Origin of the sequence: Pseudomonas sp. 50_B (genome assembly GCF_017491625.1) — a bacterium.
Lineage (GTDB): Bacteria > Pseudomonadota > Gammaproteobacteria > Pseudomonadales > Pseudomonadaceae > Aquipseudomonas > Aquipseudomonas danubii.
In genome coordinates this window covers 14,697-28,437 of sequence record NZ_JAFGYX010000035.1, presented here as the reverse complement: position 1 = coordinate 28,437, position 13,741 = coordinate 14,697, and the positions used below count along the sequence as shown (strand labels likewise).

Annotated in this window: 13 protein-coding genes and 1 pseudogene; 3 read left to right on the top strand and 11 right to left on the bottom strand. The window is 65.9% G+C overall.

Features of this window, described 5'->3' with window-relative positions; translation table 11 throughout:
- Positions 1 to 891, bottom strand: coding sequence for a LysR family transcriptional regulator (locus J5M73_RS29480; protein ID WP_102864615.1), 891 nt, complete (start codon positions 889 to 891; stop codon positions 1 to 3).
- 98 nt (positions 892 to 989) lie between these two features.
- Between J5M73_RS29480 and J5M73_RS29475 the strand changes: the two genes are divergently transcribed.
- The 3 genes from J5M73_RS29475 (at position 990) to J5M73_RS29465 (ending at position 3,876) form a co-directional block, all read left to right on the top strand.
- Positions 990 to 1,988 (top strand): cyclase family protein, encoded by a 999-nt coding sequence (locus J5M73_RS29475; RefSeq protein WP_102864616.1) that lies wholly within the window; start codon positions 990 to 992, stop codon positions 1,986 to 1,988.
- A 120-nt stretch (positions 1,989 to 2,108) separates the two neighbouring features.
- Positions 2,109 to 3,104 (top strand): diaminopimelate epimerase, encoded by a 996-nt coding sequence (locus J5M73_RS29470; RefSeq protein ID WP_102864617.1) that lies wholly within the window; start codon positions 2,109 to 2,111, stop codon positions 3,102 to 3,104.
- Positions 3,105 to 3,216: 112 nt separating this feature from the next.
- On the top strand, positions 3,217 to 3,876 hold the full coding sequence (locus J5M73_RS29465; protein WP_102864618.1) for a hypothetical protein: 660 nt from the start codon (positions 3,217 to 3,219) through the stop codon (positions 3,874 to 3,876).
- 12 nt (positions 3,877 to 3,888) lie between these two features.
- Here the strand turns inward: J5M73_RS29465 and codA are convergent, their stop codons facing one another.
- The 10 genes and pseudogenes from codA to J5M73_RS29415 form a co-directional block, all read right to left on the bottom strand.
- Entirely contained in the window at positions 3,889 to 5,145 is a 1,257-nt protein-coding gene (gene codA / locus J5M73_RS29460) for a cytosine deaminase (protein ID WP_102864619.1), read from the bottom strand.
- A gap of 170 nt (positions 5,146 to 5,315) precedes the next feature.
- A pseudogene (gene codB, locus J5M73_RS29455) lies at positions 5,316 to 6,587 on the bottom strand (cytosine permease).
- 166 nt (positions 6,588 to 6,753) lie between these two features.
- Positions 6,754 to 6,951, bottom strand: coding sequence for a helix-turn-helix transcriptional regulator (locus J5M73_RS29450; protein WP_060840226.1), 198 nt, complete (start codon positions 6,949 to 6,951; stop codon positions 6,754 to 6,756).
- Positions 6,948 to 7,322, bottom strand: a complete 375-nt coding sequence (locus J5M73_RS29445; RefSeq protein WP_102864620.1) for a hypothetical protein — start codon at positions 7,320 to 7,322, stop codon at positions 6,948 to 6,950. The genes J5M73_RS29450 and J5M73_RS29445 overlap by 4 nt, the downstream gene beginning before the upstream one ends.
- A gap of 85 nt (positions 7,323 to 7,407) precedes the next feature.
- Positions 7,408 to 8,031: an NUDIX hydrolase gene (locus J5M73_RS29440; protein ID WP_060844153.1), complete on the bottom strand. Its 624-nt coding sequence runs from the start codon at positions 8,029 to 8,031 to the stop codon at positions 7,408 to 7,410.
- Between the two features lie 101 nt (positions 8,032 to 8,132).
- Positions 8,133 to 9,104: an oligopeptide/dipeptide ABC transporter ATP-binding protein gene (locus J5M73_RS29435; RefSeq protein WP_102864621.1), complete on the bottom strand. Its 972-nt coding sequence runs from the start codon at positions 9,102 to 9,104 to the stop codon at positions 8,133 to 8,135.
- On the bottom strand, positions 9,101 to 10,096 hold the full coding sequence (locus J5M73_RS29430; RefSeq protein ID WP_060840222.1) for an ABC transporter ATP-binding protein: 996 nt from the start codon (positions 10,094 to 10,096) through the stop codon (positions 9,101 to 9,103). The genes J5M73_RS29435 and J5M73_RS29430 overlap by 4 nt, the downstream gene beginning before the upstream one ends.
- Complete coding sequence (ddpC, locus tag J5M73_RS29425; protein WP_102864622.1) at positions 10,093 to 10,992, bottom strand: D,D-dipeptide ABC transporter permease; 900 nt, start codon at positions 10,990 to 10,992, stop codon at positions 10,093 to 10,095. The genes J5M73_RS29430 and ddpC overlap by 4 nt, the downstream gene beginning before the upstream one ends.
- Before the next feature lies 1 nt (position 10,993).
- On the bottom strand, positions 10,994 to 12,010 hold the full coding sequence (locus tag J5M73_RS29420; RefSeq protein WP_207166262.1) for an ABC transporter permease: 1,017 nt from the start codon (positions 12,008 to 12,010) through the stop codon (positions 10,994 to 10,996).
- A gap of 118 nt (positions 12,011 to 12,128) precedes the next feature.
- Entirely contained in the window at positions 12,129 to 13,706 is a 1,578-nt protein-coding gene (locus J5M73_RS29415) for an ABC transporter substrate-binding protein (RefSeq protein WP_102864623.1), read from the bottom strand.
- Positions 13,707 to 13,741 lie beyond the last annotated feature (35 nt).

The window sequence follows — 13,741 nt, the reverse complement described above, 5'->3', positions numbered from 1 at the left end:
TCAAGGGGTCTGCAGCGCCTCCAGCAGAAAATCGATGAACACCCGGACTTTCTGTGACAGGTGGCGCTGGCTGGGGTACAGCGCGTAGATCTGGCGGCTGGGCAGGCGTTGTTCCGGTAACACGCGCAGCAGTTGGCCGCTGTCCAGGAGCGGTTGGGCGACAAAGCCGGGCAGGGCGCCGATGCCCAGACCGGCCACCAGCATGTCGCCGAGCAGCAGGCTGTTGTCCACGGCAAAGTGCACCGGCAGCTCCAGCCGGGTCTGGCCTTCCGGGCCCTCCAGTTGCCAGCGCCCGGGGTGCTCCGCCAGCCGGTAGGCCAGGCAGCGGTGGCGATGCAGGTCGGCAATGGCGCTGGGCGTGCCCTGGGCCTGGAGATAGGCCGGCGCGGCACAGATCACCTGCTCAACCTGACCCAGGTGACGCGCGATCAAGGTCGAATCCTCCAGTTGCCGGCGAATCCGCAGGGACACGTCGAAGCCTTCGCCCACCACATCCAGCACCTGATCGTTGAGGGTCAGGTCCACCTGCAATTGCGGGTAGCGCTGCATGAAGGCCACCAGGATCGGCGACAGCACCTTGAGCCCGAAGGACAGCGGCGCATTGATCCGCAGGCGGCCACCGGGTTCGTGGCTGCCGGCCTGGGTGGCGCGCTCCAGGGCGTCCAGCTCATCGAGCAGATGACAGCATTCATTGAAGTAACTCTGCCCGGCTTCCGAGAGGCTCATCCGTCGGGTGGTGCGCAGGATCAGCAGGCTGCCCAGGCGCTCTTCCAGTTGCCGCACCTGCTTGCTGACGGCGGCGGTGGATTGCCCGAGGTCGGCGGCGGCCTGGCTGAAGCTGGCCCGTTCCACCACCCGGCGAAAGGTGCGCATGGCCATCAGTACGTCCATATTGTTTCCCCTGGGTTGAATATCTATCCACGAATCGGCTGATTATCTCTGATTGATCCCTCAATACCATGGGCACTTCATTTCACAGGAGTGTTGTCATGGCTCATCACGCAATGTCCAAAATCCTTCCTGGGGTGCTCGCCCTGGCCCTTTTCAGCGGTAGTTGCAGTGCCGCCACTGCGGCCCGGGCCGAGGTGGGGATCAGCCCTTGGGGGCCCAAGGATGAGATCGGTCGCTTGAACCTGATCACCCCCGAGTCCCGGGCGGCGATCATGGCCCGGGTCAGCGGCGAGCAGGCCTACGACCTGGCCGTGGATTATTTTGTCGGCATGCCCAGCTGGCAGGCTGCTGGAGATCCGCCCTATCAGATGTGGATGACCCATACGCCCCACGGCAATGTGGTCGCCGATCCGATGCAGGTCGGCGAACCGATGAACCAGCACGTCAGTTACAGCGGTTCGGCGGTATCGATGTACGCCCATATGGGCACCCATATCGACGCCCTCAACCACTTTGGCCTCAACGGCAAGATCTGGAACGGCTACCGCGCCGATCAGCATCTGGGGGACCGGGGCTGGAACGTCACCGGGGCGGAAAAACTGCCGCCGATCATTGCCCGCGGAGTGCTGATCGATGTGGCTGCGGCCAAGGGGCTGGAACAGCTGGCGGACAGCTACCGGGTGACCCGCGCCGACCTGCAACAGGCCCTGGCCAAACAGAAGGTGGCGCTGGAGAAGGGCGACGTGGTGCTGATCCGCACCGGGCGCATGCGTGACTACGATAATGCCCAGCGCTATATGGCCAACCCGCCGGGGCTGAGCCTGGATGCGGCGAAGTTCCTGGTGGAAGAGGGCGGCGCCATGGTGGTGGGAGCGGACAACCTCAGCTTCGAAACCTTCCCTTCCGAGGTCGAGGGCAATTACCTGCCGTTGCACACTTACCTGCTGGCGATGCAGGGCGCGCCGATCCTGGAGCTGGTGAACCTGGAAGGCTTGTCCCGGGACAAGGTCTATCAGTTCGCCTTTATCGGCGCCTCACTCAAACTGCGGGGTGCCGACGCGGCGCCGATCCGGCCCATGGCCTTGCCCATTCGCTAGCCCGGCGGATGGTTGTTCTTCAGCAGCGCGCGGTGTCCACCCAGGCTTCTTGGTTCCCCTGGCCGAGCCGCTGGATTGTCCGTAATGTCAGCGGCTCGGTTTTTTTCTGGAGGCGGTGTGATGGCGGCGTTCTACGATGCCCGGGGCAATATCTATGGCGTGGTGTCGCCCGAGGCGCTGCGCAGCCTGGGCATTGCCTTGCCCGATACGGCGGCGCAGGCGGCCCTGGACCGGCGGCGGTGGGCTGTGCAGGCCATCGCCGCGCTGTGTGACTGGGCGCCGGGAGCTCGGCCGCAAGGGGCCAAGGCTCATCGCTGTGACGGCTTGTTGGTGGGGCCGTTTCAGGCCGGTGCGCCTTTCGATCTGCTGATCGTTAATACCGACGGCACCCTGGCCGAGCGCAGCGGCAATGGCCTGACGATTTTTTCCCAAGCCCTCACCGAACAAGGGCTGATGGCGGTCGAAGGCGAGACGCTATTGCGGGTGCATCATGACCAGCGCGGTGGCGACTCGCCGGTGATCACGGCGGTGGAGCCGGCGCGGGTGGCGGGGGTGTCGGGGTTCTGGCTGGATCTCGGGCAGCCGTGCTTCGGACCTGAGGCGGTGGCAGCTGATGGGGTGCAAAGCCTGACCTTCAATGGTTGCCAACTGAGCCGGGTCGCGCCCTTGCAAGCGTTGAATGCGCAGTGGCAGCACAGCCAGTTCGTGCGTATCGGCAATCCCCATTGCGTGACCCTGGTGGAGGCGGCCGATGCTTTGCCGAGCAACCCGCAGATGCTCGAACCGCCGCTGTTCGAGGGCCTGACCCGTATCGCGTTCGCCCGGCCCATCGGCAACGGCCAGCCCTGTCCGGCCGGGGTCAACTTGCAATGGGCCATGCGCGCAGGTGAAGGGCGCATCGCGGCCCGGGTTTTCGAGCGTGGCGAAGGTCCCACCGCGTCGTCCGGCACCAGCGCCAGCGCTGTGGCTTGCGCGGCCTGGCGGGTGGGCTGGGTTCAGGCCGGACGGGTCGAAGTGCTGATGCCGGGCGGCACCGCGCCGTTGCTGTTGCAAGAGACCGATGGGGTGTTAACCCGGGTGAGCCTGTTTGGCACGGCGTGGGCCCTGGCTGACTGAGCAGGGCGCCGCCGTGGCGCTGGCCGGGTGCAAAACGGCTGGGGTTTATGTAGCGTGGCGGCAGTCGTGGCCTATCTCCCGATACCGCCCGCATTCATGGAAAGGATTCGACATGCAAAAAGGAATGCCCCGCCGCGCCTTGCTCAAAGGCTCGGTTATGGCTCTGGGGGCTTTAGTCGCTGGCAGCCTTGGCGGTTGCCTGACCAGCCAGCTGTACGAAAGCCGCGCCAGCAATGAGGTCTATACGGAAACCGTCAGCCAGTTCTACATCACGGCGGACGAGCAGAGCTTTGTCATCCTTGGCAAGAAGTACCACTACTTCGTGAGGGTCGATCCCGAGTTGCTCAAGGCCATCAAGTCGGATCTGCACGGAAAAATGCAGGCCGAGTTTTCGCAGATTCTCGTCAATGCGGGGCAGAACCTGGACGGTAACCTGCTCCTGAGAATTCCCGGGCTGGACCAGCTCGACGCCCAGCAGATCGAGGCAGCCAAGGCCTTGGGTTTCGTGGTGGCGAGGTCGCAGAACGCCCTGTTGCACCGCTATGCCATTCGCGGCAGCCGCTTTAAGTCCAAGCGGGATATCAGCGCCTATCAGGCCAACCCGTTGAACAGCACCTACACCTTGCAGTTCTCGGCGTACCGGGAGAAGAGCAAGGTCGGCCAGGTGCTGTTGACGCCGGTGACCCTCACCGCAGACGGGGTGTTGACGATCCTCGCCCTGCCGCTGTTGCCGGTGGCGTTCATGGCGGCCCAGCCGTTTCGGGTCAAGTAAGCATCGCCACCGTCAGTCGCCGGCCAGTTGCACCTGGGCCATCTGTCGTTGCATCAGCACCTTGCCGTGGCGGATCGAATACAGCGGCAGGCCTTGGCTGCGGAGCATTTCGTAATCGCTGTCGGCCGAGAGGATCAGCAGGTTCGCCGGCCGACCTTCCTCAAGGCCGTAGCCTTCGCCCAGGGCCAGGGCCTTGGCGCTGTTGTCGGTGACCAGGTCCAGGGCGCTTTGCAGGTTGCTGTAGCCGAGCATGTGGCAGATGTGCAGGCCGGCTTCGAGCACCCGCAGGATGTTGCCGTTACCCAGGGGGTACCAGGGATCGACGATCGAGTCCTGGCCGAAGCAGACGTTCATCCCGGCATCCAGCAGCTCCTTGACCCGGGTCACGCCGCGGCGTTTCGGGAAGCTGTCGAAGCGCCCCTGCAGGTGGATGCTTTCGGTGGGGCAGGAGACAAAGCTGATGCCCGAGTGGCCCAGCAAGCGAAACAGCTTGGCGCAGTAGGCGTTGTCGTAGGAACCCATGGCGGTGGTGTGGCTGGCGCTGACCCGCGAACCCATGCCGCGGCTGCGGGCTTCCTCGGCCAGCACTTCGAGAAAGCGCGAGTGCGGGTCGTCGGTTTCGTCGCAGTGCACGTCCACCAGGCAGCCTGTGCGTTCGGCCAGGTCCATGAGGAACTTCACCGAGCTGACGCCCTGGTCGCGGGTGTATTCGAAATGGGGGATGCCGCCCACCACATCGGCGCCCAGGCGGATGGCTTCCTCCATCAGCTCGCGGCCATTGCGGAACGATTCGATGCCCTCTTGAGGGAAGGCGACGATCTGCAGGTCGATCAGGTGCGCGCTTTGCTCGCGCACTTCCAGCATGGCCTTGAGGGCGGTGAGGTCGGGATCGGTGACGTCGACGTGGGTGCGCACGTGCTGGATGCCGTGGGCGGCCAGGGAGCGGATGGTTTTGTGGGCGCGGGCGCGGGTGTCTTCGGCGGTGATGGTGGCTTTGCGTTCGCCCCAGCATTCAATGCCTTCGAACAGGGTGCCGCTCATGTTCCAGCGCGGTTCGCCGGCGGTGAGGGTGGCGTCCAGGTGAATGTGCGGTTCGACGAAGGGCGGCACCACCAGGTTGCCGCCGGCATCCAGGTGTTCGGGGCCGAAGGCCGGGACGGCGCCGGAGGTGTCGGCGCCTTGCAGGACAATGCGGGCGATGCGGCCGTTTTCCAGGTGCAGTTGGTACAGACCTTCACGGTGGCGCAGGCGGGCGTTGGTGATCAGCATCGGAGCAGTTCCTCGGGTCGGGCAATCAGTGGTTCAGCCGTCGGATCAGGGCAGGTCCTTGTCCCACGGTCGTTGGACGGCCCCCGGTCAGGCGTTAATGCGCGGTGCGGCAGGGGCAGGGTGTTGCGTGACCGGGCCATGATAGACCCGGAAGGTGCCGGGTGAGCAAATCAGGCCTGGATGTCGGCGGCCTGGGGGACGCGTGCGCCTAGCATCGCGCTCAACAGGATGTAGCTCAGGCCGGCAGCCGCGATGCCCACCAGCGGCGCGACCCAGGGCGAGCAGAAAGCCGCCAGGGTGCCCAGGCCATAGGCGCACAGCCCTGGCCAGTTCCAGGCCGGCAACTGGCTGTCGGCCAGACGCGGATAGCGGCCGCGCCAGCGATAGAAGAAGTCGGCCATGATCACCCCGCCAATCGGCGGAATCACCGTGCCCAGCAGCACCAGATAAGGCACCAGCAAGTCGTACATGCCGAGCATCGCCAGCAGGGTGCCGATCAGCGCGCCCACCAGGGTCACGGTCTTGCGCCGCTGGGTGCGCAGCAGGTTGCAGCCGGCCACGGCGAAGTTGTAGATGGTGTTGTCCTAGGTGCTCCAGATGTTCAGCAGCAGCATGGCCATGGCCGCCATGGCGAAGCCTTGCAGCAGCAAGACTTCCACCACGTCCGGCTGCTGGTAGACGATGGCGCCGTAGGCACCGATCAGCACCATCAGGCCGTTGCCGATGAAGAAACCGATCAGGCTGGCGCTCACCGCCACCCGCGCCGAGCGGGAGAAACGGGTCCAGTTGGTGGCCTGGGTGGCACCGCTGACAAAGGTGCCGAACACCAGGGTCAGGGCGGTGGACAGGTCCATGGTGGCGCTGGGGCTGAGGGCCAGCAGGCCGTCGAGACCGCCGACCTGGGTGGTCGCCACCGTCATCGACAGCACCAGCAGCAGACCCATGGCCGGCACCGCGATCCACGACAGGATCTCCAGGCCGCGATAACCGACATAGGCGGTGGCGCAAAAGGCCATGCCGAACAGCAGCATCAGTCCCAGCACCGCGCCCTGATCCAGCTGGAAATACTTGCCCAGCACCACCGCCGCGGTGGCGGTGCCCCAGGCGTACCAGCCGACCTGGGTCAGGCCGAGGATCAGGTCGCTGAGCTTGCTGCCCCGTTCACCGAAGCACAAGCGCCCCATCAGCACCGTGTTCAGCCCGCTCTTGAAGGCGATGTAGCCCAGGCTCGCGGCGTAGATCCCCAGCAGCAGGTTGCCGAGGACAATCACCATCAGCAGGGTGGTGAAGTCGAACGCCACCCCCAGCTTGCCGCCGGCGAACATGGTGGCGGTGAAGAAGGTGAAGCCCAGCAGCACCATGGCCATGGAGGCCAGGCCCTTGCGGGCGTGCTGCGGAACTTCGCTCAAGGGGTAGTCATTGCCGGGTTCGTGCTGGGTCATGGGCCTGTCCCTGGTCGCAGTGGTGCCTCGCTGTTGCAGGCGCCGTGCCAAACGGGTCGCCGGAGCGGGTGCCCCAGCAGTTATAGCCGATGCCTGCGGGCCTGCCCCGGCTGCAGGCCGCGCCGGGGCGAAAATGGTGCACGGGCGCACTGCCTCGTGGCCGGGGTCAGTCCTGATCGGGGTTGAAGATGCTTTCGATAGGCATCTGGAAGGCCCGGGCGATCTTGAACGCCAGGGGCAGGCTGGGGTCGTAGCGCCCGGTCTCGATGGCATTCACCGTCTGCCGGGACACCTCAAGCCGGGTGGCCAGCTCGGCCTGGGACCAGCCTTTGAGGGTGCGCAATTCGCGCAGTTGGTTGTTCATCGGTAGCGCCGCCAGCCGACCACCGTGGCCAGGGCCCAGACCAGGCCCATCACTGGCCACACGTAGAACATCGAGAGCCGGGGCAGGCCGGCGGTTTCCAGGAAGCCGTAGCTGAAGGTGATCAGCGCGGTGCAGACAAAGGACAGCCCCAGGGCTTCGAGCTGGATGCGCCGGGCCAGTTCGTCCATGCGCCGCAACTGGCGCACCACCGCCAGGGCCATGGCCACCATGGGGATCACCGGCACCAGGGCCAGGGCGATCTTGCCCGGGCCCGGGCTCATGTCAGCCAGCCAGTGGCTGCTCAAAATCACGCAGGCGATATAGGCCAGCAAGGCCAGGCTGAATTCCCCGAAATAGCGTTTGGTGCCCATGGGCGATCTCCTTGAGTAAAGTGTCCTTTACATTAGGTGGGGCGATTTTTCATGTCAAGGGTGCTTTACATTGACCGCGTCATGCTCAGTCGAACAGGGCCACGCTGCGCCGGCCTTCGTGGAAGTCGAAAGCCTCCTGGATATCCCGTTCCACGGTGCGACCCTGGGACAGTGGCGGCAACTGGTCCGGGGCGAAGAACGCCGCGTCGCTGGTTTCGCTACCGGCCACCGGGGCCTCGGCGTCTTGCCGTTCACAGAGAAAGTACAGCTTGTAGAAGTCCCGGTGATCCGGCTTGTAGGGGCCCTTGGCCTTGTGCCGCAGGCCGTACAGCTGGCGCACCGAGACCTGGAGCCCGGCTTCCTCGTGGATTTCCTTGATGATGTTCTGCGCCGCCGACAGGCCCACATCGGCATAACCCCCGGGCAGGGCCCAGAGGCCGTCGTGCTGCTCGCGCACTAGCAGAATCTTGCCGTCCTCGATCAGCGCGCCGCGCACTTCGACCATCGGCGTCGAGTAGCGCTGGGCAAAGTCCGAGACCAGATCGGTGATGCGCTCCACGGGCACATTGCCCAGTTGCGCGAGCATGTCGTGGGCGATGTCGGCGACTTCCTGGTAGCGCTCGCGGTCGTGCACGTCCTTGCAGAAGTGCAGGCCGGTGGAGGCGATGGCTTGCAAGCGTTTGGCGTGGGTCAGCCAGTGGCTTTCCATGGGTGGGGTTCCTGCGGCGTCAGAGAGAAGGCGCCTGTTTTAAGCCCTTGGCGCGCAGGGAGCAAGCACCACGCCGTGGCAGGCGGCGTGGTGCTCTTGGATTACCCCGCGAGATCCTGCAGATGGCAACGCACTTGCTGCGTCGCATTGCCCAGCAGCTGTTGCGGCTGTTCGCAGCCTGGGCCGCGGCGGCTGCAGCGGTCGAGAAAGAAGCAGCCGCTGGGCAGCTTGCGGTTGCCCGGCAGTTCGGTGGGCGCCGAAACCTGGCTGTCCGCCAGGGGCGCGCCCAGGCGTGGCACCGCATCCAGCAGCAGTTGAGTGTAGGGATGGCGCGGCCGCTCCAGCACCTGTTCGGCGCTGCCCAGTTCGACGATCTGTCCCAGGTACATCACTGCCACCCGGTCGGCCATGTGTCGCACCACCGAAACGTTGTGGGAGATCAGCACAAAGGTCAGGCCGCGACTGCGTTGCAGGTCCGCCAGCAGGTTGAGGATCTGCGCCTGCACCGAGATGTCCAGGGCCGAGGTCGGTTCGTCGAGGACGATGATGTCCGGGTTCGACGCCAGGGCCCGGGCAATGGCGATGCGCTGGCGCTGGCCGCCGGAGAACTGGTGCGGGTAGCGCTCCAGGTATTCGCCGCGAATGCCCACCTGCTCCGCCACCTTGGCGGCGATCTCGCGCATCTGCCCGGCCGGGGTGTTGCCCAGGGCGAACAGCGGCTCGGTGATGATCTTCCAGATCGGCAGGCGCGGGTCGAGGGACGATTGCGGGTCCTGGAACACGATCTGCACATGGCTGTGGCGTTCGCGGTCGCTGGCGTAGGCCCAGCGCAGGTCGCCGCTGCTGGGCTGGACCAGGCCCATCAGCAGCTGCGCCAGGGTGCTCTTGCCGCAGCCGGACTCGCCGACGATGCCCAGGGTTTCCCCGGGGCGCAGTTCCAGGTCGATGCCGTTCAGCGCGTGGGCAAAGGCCCGGGGCCGGCCCAGCCAGTCATTGCTCAGGGGGAAACGCACTTGCACGTCGTTGAGCCGCAGCAGCGGCGGGTTGCCGGTTTGCGAGGCGGTGGTGGTCATTGGGCGGACTCCGGGGCGGCCAGCCAGCAGGCGCTCTTGCGCTGCTCGCCGGCGTTGATCGAATGCAGCGGTGGCCGTTGGGCACATATCGCCATGGCCTGCGGGCAGCGCTCGCGGAAGGTGCAGCCAGCGGGCAGGTGGGCGAGGTTCGGCACCTGCCCGGGAATGGTCAGCAGTGGCGCGCCGGGGGCCACCTGTTCCGGCAGGCCGCTGAGCAGGCCGCGGGTGTAGGGATGCTGCGGGTCGAGCATGACCTGGGCGGTGCTGCCTTGCTCGACCACGGCGCCGGTGTACATCACATAGACCCGGTCGCAGAACTGCGAAACCACTGCCATGTCGTGGGTGATCAAGAGGATCGCGGTGCCCCGTTGCCGGGCCTTCTCGCGCAGCAACAGCAGCACCTGGCGCTGCACGGTGACGTCCAGGGCGGTGGTCGGTTCGTCGGCGATCAGCAGTTGCGGGTCGCAGGAGAACGCCAGGGCGATCATCACCCGCTGGCGCATGCCGCCGGACAGCTCGAACGGGTAGGCCTGCAGCACCTGCTCGGGGTCGGCGATGTGCATGTCGCGCAGCAGGGCGATGGCCTTGGCCCGGGCCTGGTCCTGGCTTAGGCGCTGGTGATGGATGATCACGTCGAGCATCTGCCGGCCGATGCGCCGGGTCGGGTTGAGGGCGGTCATCGGCTCCTGGAAGATCATCGCCGCGTCGCGGCCACGGATCTGCAGCAGCTGTTTTTCCGGGGTGGCGAGCATGTCGCGGCCCAGCAGCGACAGGCTGCCGGAGGTGATGCGGTAGCTGCGCTCGGGCAGCAGGCGCAGGCTGAGCATGGCGGTCACCGATTTGCCCGAGCCGGACTCGCCGACCACGCCGACGATTTCCCCCGGGTTGACGTGCAGCGACACGCCGTTGAGGGCCTGCACGTTGCTGCGGTAGGCGGGGAATTCCAGGCTCAGGTTATCGATGTTGAGAACGGCGGATGAGCTCATGGTCATTTCCCCTGTTGCCGTGGGTCGAGCAGGTCACGGATGCCGTCACCCAGCAGGTTGAACCCGGTGGCGGTGAACAGGATCGCCAGCCCGGGAAAGGTCGAGTACCACCAGTTGTCGAGGATGAAGTTGCGCCCGGTGGCCACCATCGCCCCCCATTCGGCGGTGGGCTGCTGCGCCCCCAGGCCAATGAAGCCCAGGGCCGAGGCCATGAGGATGGCGCTGCCGATGTCCAGGCTCAGTTGCACCAGCAATGGCGGCATGGCGTTGCGCCCCACGTGCCAGCTGACGATGTGCCAGCGCCCGGCGCCGTAGGTCTGGGCCGCCTTGACGTAGCCCATCTGGCGGATGCTCAGGGCCTGGCCCCGGGCCAGGCGCACGTAGAACGGAATGCGCACCAGGGTGATCGCCAGCATGGCGTTGAACAGGCTCGGGCCCAGGGCGGCAGCCAGGGCCATGATCAGCACCAGCGACGGCACCGAGAGCATGATGTCCATCAGGCGCATGATCAGGCTGTCGAAGCGCCCGCCGATGATCCCCGACAGGCAGCCCAAGAGGCCCCCGGCCAGGCACGAGGCGAAGGCCACGAACAGGCCCACGCCCACCGACTGGCGGCTGCCGTGGAGCACCCGGCTGAACAGGTCGCGGCCGACTTCGTCGGTGCCGAACCAGTGGGCGGCGCTGGGGGCGGCCAGGCGCTGGGCCAGGTTCAGGGCGTTGGGGTCATGGCTCGACAGCCAGGGGGCGAAGGCCATGCACAGCAGCACCAGCAGGGTCATGCACAGCCCGGCGATGGTCAGCGGGCTTTGCCGCACGCGGTAGCCCAGGTAGGCCAGGCGCGCGCGCCAGCCGTTGGCCTGGGCCACGGGCAGCGGCAGGGGAATGTTCAAGGGAGCGGACATCTCAATTTACCTCGCCAATGCGCGGGTCGATCACCCGGTACAACAGGTCGATCGCCATGTTCAGCAGCACATAAATGAATGACACCAGGATGGCGAAGCCCATCACCGCCGGGAAATCCAGGGCCTGGATCGACTTCACCACGTAGGCGCCCATGCCCGGCCAGGCGAACACCGTCTCGGTCAGCACCGCGCCGTACAGCAGGTCGCCCAGGGTCAGGCCGAGCACCGTCACCGAGGGGATCAGCGCATTGGGCAGGGCGTGGCGCAAAATCACTGCCCAGCGCGACAGGCCGTAGGCCCGGGCGGTGCGGATGTAGTCCTCGCCGAGCTGGTCGAGCATCGCCGAGCGGATCTGCCGCGCCACCACCCCGAGGTTGACGAAGCCCAGGGTCACCGCCGGCAGGATCAGGTGCTGCAGGGCATTGAGGAACAGTGGAATATCCCCGGCCAGCAGCGAGTCGATCAGGTAGAAGCCGCTGATGGTTGGCGGCGGCTCCAGGCCCTCGTCCAGGCGCCCGCTGCCGGGCAGCCAGCCCAGGTTGCCGTAGAACAGCAGGATCAGCCCCAAGCCCAGCCAGAACGCCGGGGTGGAAATCCCGGTGACCGCCAGGGTGCGGGCGATCTGGTCGATAAAGCGGTTGTGATAGACCGCCGACAACACCCCCAGCGGCACGCCTACCAGCACCGACAGCAGCAGGGCGGCCAGGGCCAGCTCCAGGGTCGCCGGGAAGAAGGTCTGCAGGTCTTCCAGCACCGGGCGGCTGGTGCGGATCGAGGTGCCCAGGTCGCCGTGCAGCAGGTCGAGCATGTAGCGCCCGTACTGCTGGTACAGCGGCAGGTCCAGGCCCAACTGGTGGCGGATGTTCTGCACGATGGCATCGCTGGCCCGGTCGCCGGCGATCAGCCGCGCCGGGTCACCGGGAATCAGGTGCGAGATGGTGAAGGTAATCAGCGAAACCCCGACCACGACCAGCAACAGGCCGAGCAGGCGTTTGCGCAACATATTCAGGAAGGCCATGAGGCAACCTCGTTAACGCTTGACGAACGGCGGGGGCAACCGCGGTGCCCCGCCGGGGACACGGCAACCCGGCACCGACCCGGTTCAGGGGCCGGCGACGGGGACTGCAGGCGCGGTCCTACTTGCTGATTTCAGCGATGTTGAACACCTGTTCCAGCATCGGATGGAACACGTAGCCCTTCACCGAATCACGCATCGGCAGGCTGTAGTTCTTCTGATACAGGTAGGCGTAGACGTTGTCCTTGAGGACGATCTTCTGCGCCTTCTGGTACAGCTCGATGCGCTGGGCGGTGTCGTTGGTGGCCGCCGCTTCGCGGATCAGGCTGTCCACTTCGGGGTTGCTGTAGAACGAGCGGTTGCCCGGCAGGCCCTGCAGGCTGGAGTCGAACCAGAAGTTCATGAACATGTAGGGGTCGGCGAAGTCCGGGCTCCAGGAGCCGATGGCCACGTCGTAGTCACCTTTGCCGACCCGTTCACGCATGGTGGCGTTGGCCAGTTTTTCCATCTTCAGGTTGATGCCCAGGGGCGCCAGGCCCGCTTGCAGGGTCAGGCCGATGGACTCCCAGTTGGCGTCCTTGTCCGAGTACAGGTAGGTCAGGTTGCTGATCTTCTGCGGGACCTTGGCCAGGCTGGCCTTGGCGCCGTCGAGGTTCTGCTGCATCAGCGGCAGGCTCGGGTCGTGGGACCACATGCCGTCGGGGATCGGCCCGTTCATCAGCTTGGCCTGGCCCTTGAGGATGCCGTCGACGATGCCTTTGTAGTCGATGGCCTGGACCAGTGCCTGGCGCGCCTCGACGTTGTCCAGGGGCGCACGCTGGTTGTTCAGGTACAGGTAGTTGACCCGCAGCGAGGGGAAGGTCTGGATCACCACTCCGGACTTGCCGGCCAGGGTGCCGAGCTGGTCTTCGGGCATGTCCTCGATGATGTCCAGGTCGCCGCGCTCCAGTTGCAGGCGGCGCACCGAGGCTTCGCTGATGATCTTGATCACCACCTTGTTCAGGCTCGGCTTGGGGCCTGCGTAGTAGCTGTTGGGCTCCAGCGTCAGCGACTGGCCCTTCTGCCAGTTGCTCAGGCGGAAGGCCCCGGAGCCGGCGGTGTGGGTCGACAGGTAGGCGTTGACGTCTTCGCCCTTGTTGGCCACGTCCGGGTTGATGATGCCGCCGCCGTTGTGGGCCAGGGTGTAGAGGAAGGGCGCGTAAGGCTTCTTCAGGGTGAAGCGCACGGTCAGCGGGTCGACCACGGCCACGCTCATGTCATCCGGGAAGGCCCCGGACGGGCCTTGCTTGAGCTGCATCAGGCGCTCGAAGGAGAACTTCACCGCCGCGGCGTCCACCGGCTTGCCGTCGTCGAACTTGTTGCCGGGCTTGAGCTTGAAGTCCCAGGTCAGGTTGTCGGCGGAGGTGCTCCAGCTCTCGGCCAGGTCGCCCTGGACTTCGGTGCTGCCCTTGCCGTTCTCGACCTTGTAGGTCACCAGCTTCTGGTAGGCCGGGTAGGTCACGGCCCAGTCGTTGTTGTCGATGGTCACGGCCGGGTCGAGGGTCTGCGGGTCGGCGGCCTTGCCGATCATCAGGGTGTCCTTGGGCGCGGCGGCGCTGGCCGCCTGCCAGGCGCCCAGGCTCAGGGCGGCGCACAGCAGCGACAGGGCGACACGGGTGGACAGACGCACATCAGGGTTATTGCGCAGATTGGGGGTCATGCCGGTTTCCTTGATCATTCGATGTTGGGAAGTTC

What these genes read in the sequence shown, in the direction of transcription:
- codA (WP_102864619.1), bottom strand. Translation starts at nt 5,145, where the DNA reads ATGCTGATCACCAACGCCCGCCTGCGCCACCGTGAAGGTCTGTACCAA.
- J5M73_RS29475 (WP_102864616.1), top strand. Translation starts at nt 990, where the DNA reads ATGGCTCATCACGCAATGTCCAAAATCCTTCCTGGGGTGCTCGCCCTG.
- J5M73_RS29420 (WP_207166262.1), bottom strand. Translation starts at nt 12,010, where the DNA reads ATGGCCTTCCTGAATATGTTGCGCAAACGCCTGCTCGGCCTGTTGCTG.
- J5M73_RS29445 (WP_102864620.1), bottom strand. Translation starts at nt 7,322, where the DNA reads ATGGGCACCAAACGCTATTTCGGGGAATTCAGCCTGGCCTTGCTGGCC.
- J5M73_RS29435 (WP_102864621.1), bottom strand. Translation starts at nt 9,104, where the DNA reads ATGACCACCACCGCCTCGCAAACCGGCAACCCGCCGCTGCTGCGGCTC.
- J5M73_RS29415 (WP_102864623.1), bottom strand. Translation starts at nt 13,706, where the DNA reads ATGACCCCCAATCTGCGCAATAACCCTGATGTGCGTCTGTCCACCCGT.
- J5M73_RS29465 (WP_102864618.1), top strand. Translation starts at nt 3,217, where the DNA reads ATGCAAAAAGGAATGCCCCGCCGCGCCTTGCTCAAAGGCTCGGTTATG.
- J5M73_RS29470 (WP_102864617.1), top strand. Translation starts at nt 2,109, where the DNA reads ATGGCGGCGTTCTACGATGCCCGGGGCAATATCTATGGCGTGGTGTCG.
- ddpC (WP_102864622.1), bottom strand. Translation starts at nt 10,992, where the DNA reads ATGTCCGCTCCCTTGAACATTCCCCTGCCGCTGCCCGTGGCCCAGGCC.
- J5M73_RS29450 (WP_060840226.1), bottom strand. Translation starts at nt 6,951, where the DNA reads ATGAACAACCAACTGCGCGAATTGCGCACCCTCAAAGGCTGGTCCCAG.
- J5M73_RS29440 (WP_060844153.1), bottom strand. Translation starts at nt 8,031, where the DNA reads ATGGAAAGCCACTGGCTGACCCACGCCAAACGCTTGCAAGCCATCGCC.
- J5M73_RS29430 (WP_060840222.1), bottom strand. Translation starts at nt 10,096, where the DNA reads ATGACCATGAGCTCATCCGCCGTTCTCAACATCGATAACCTGAGCCTG.
- J5M73_RS29480 (WP_102864615.1), bottom strand. Translation starts at nt 891, where the DNA reads ATGGACGTACTGATGGCCATGCGCACCTTTCGCCGGGTGGTGGAACGG.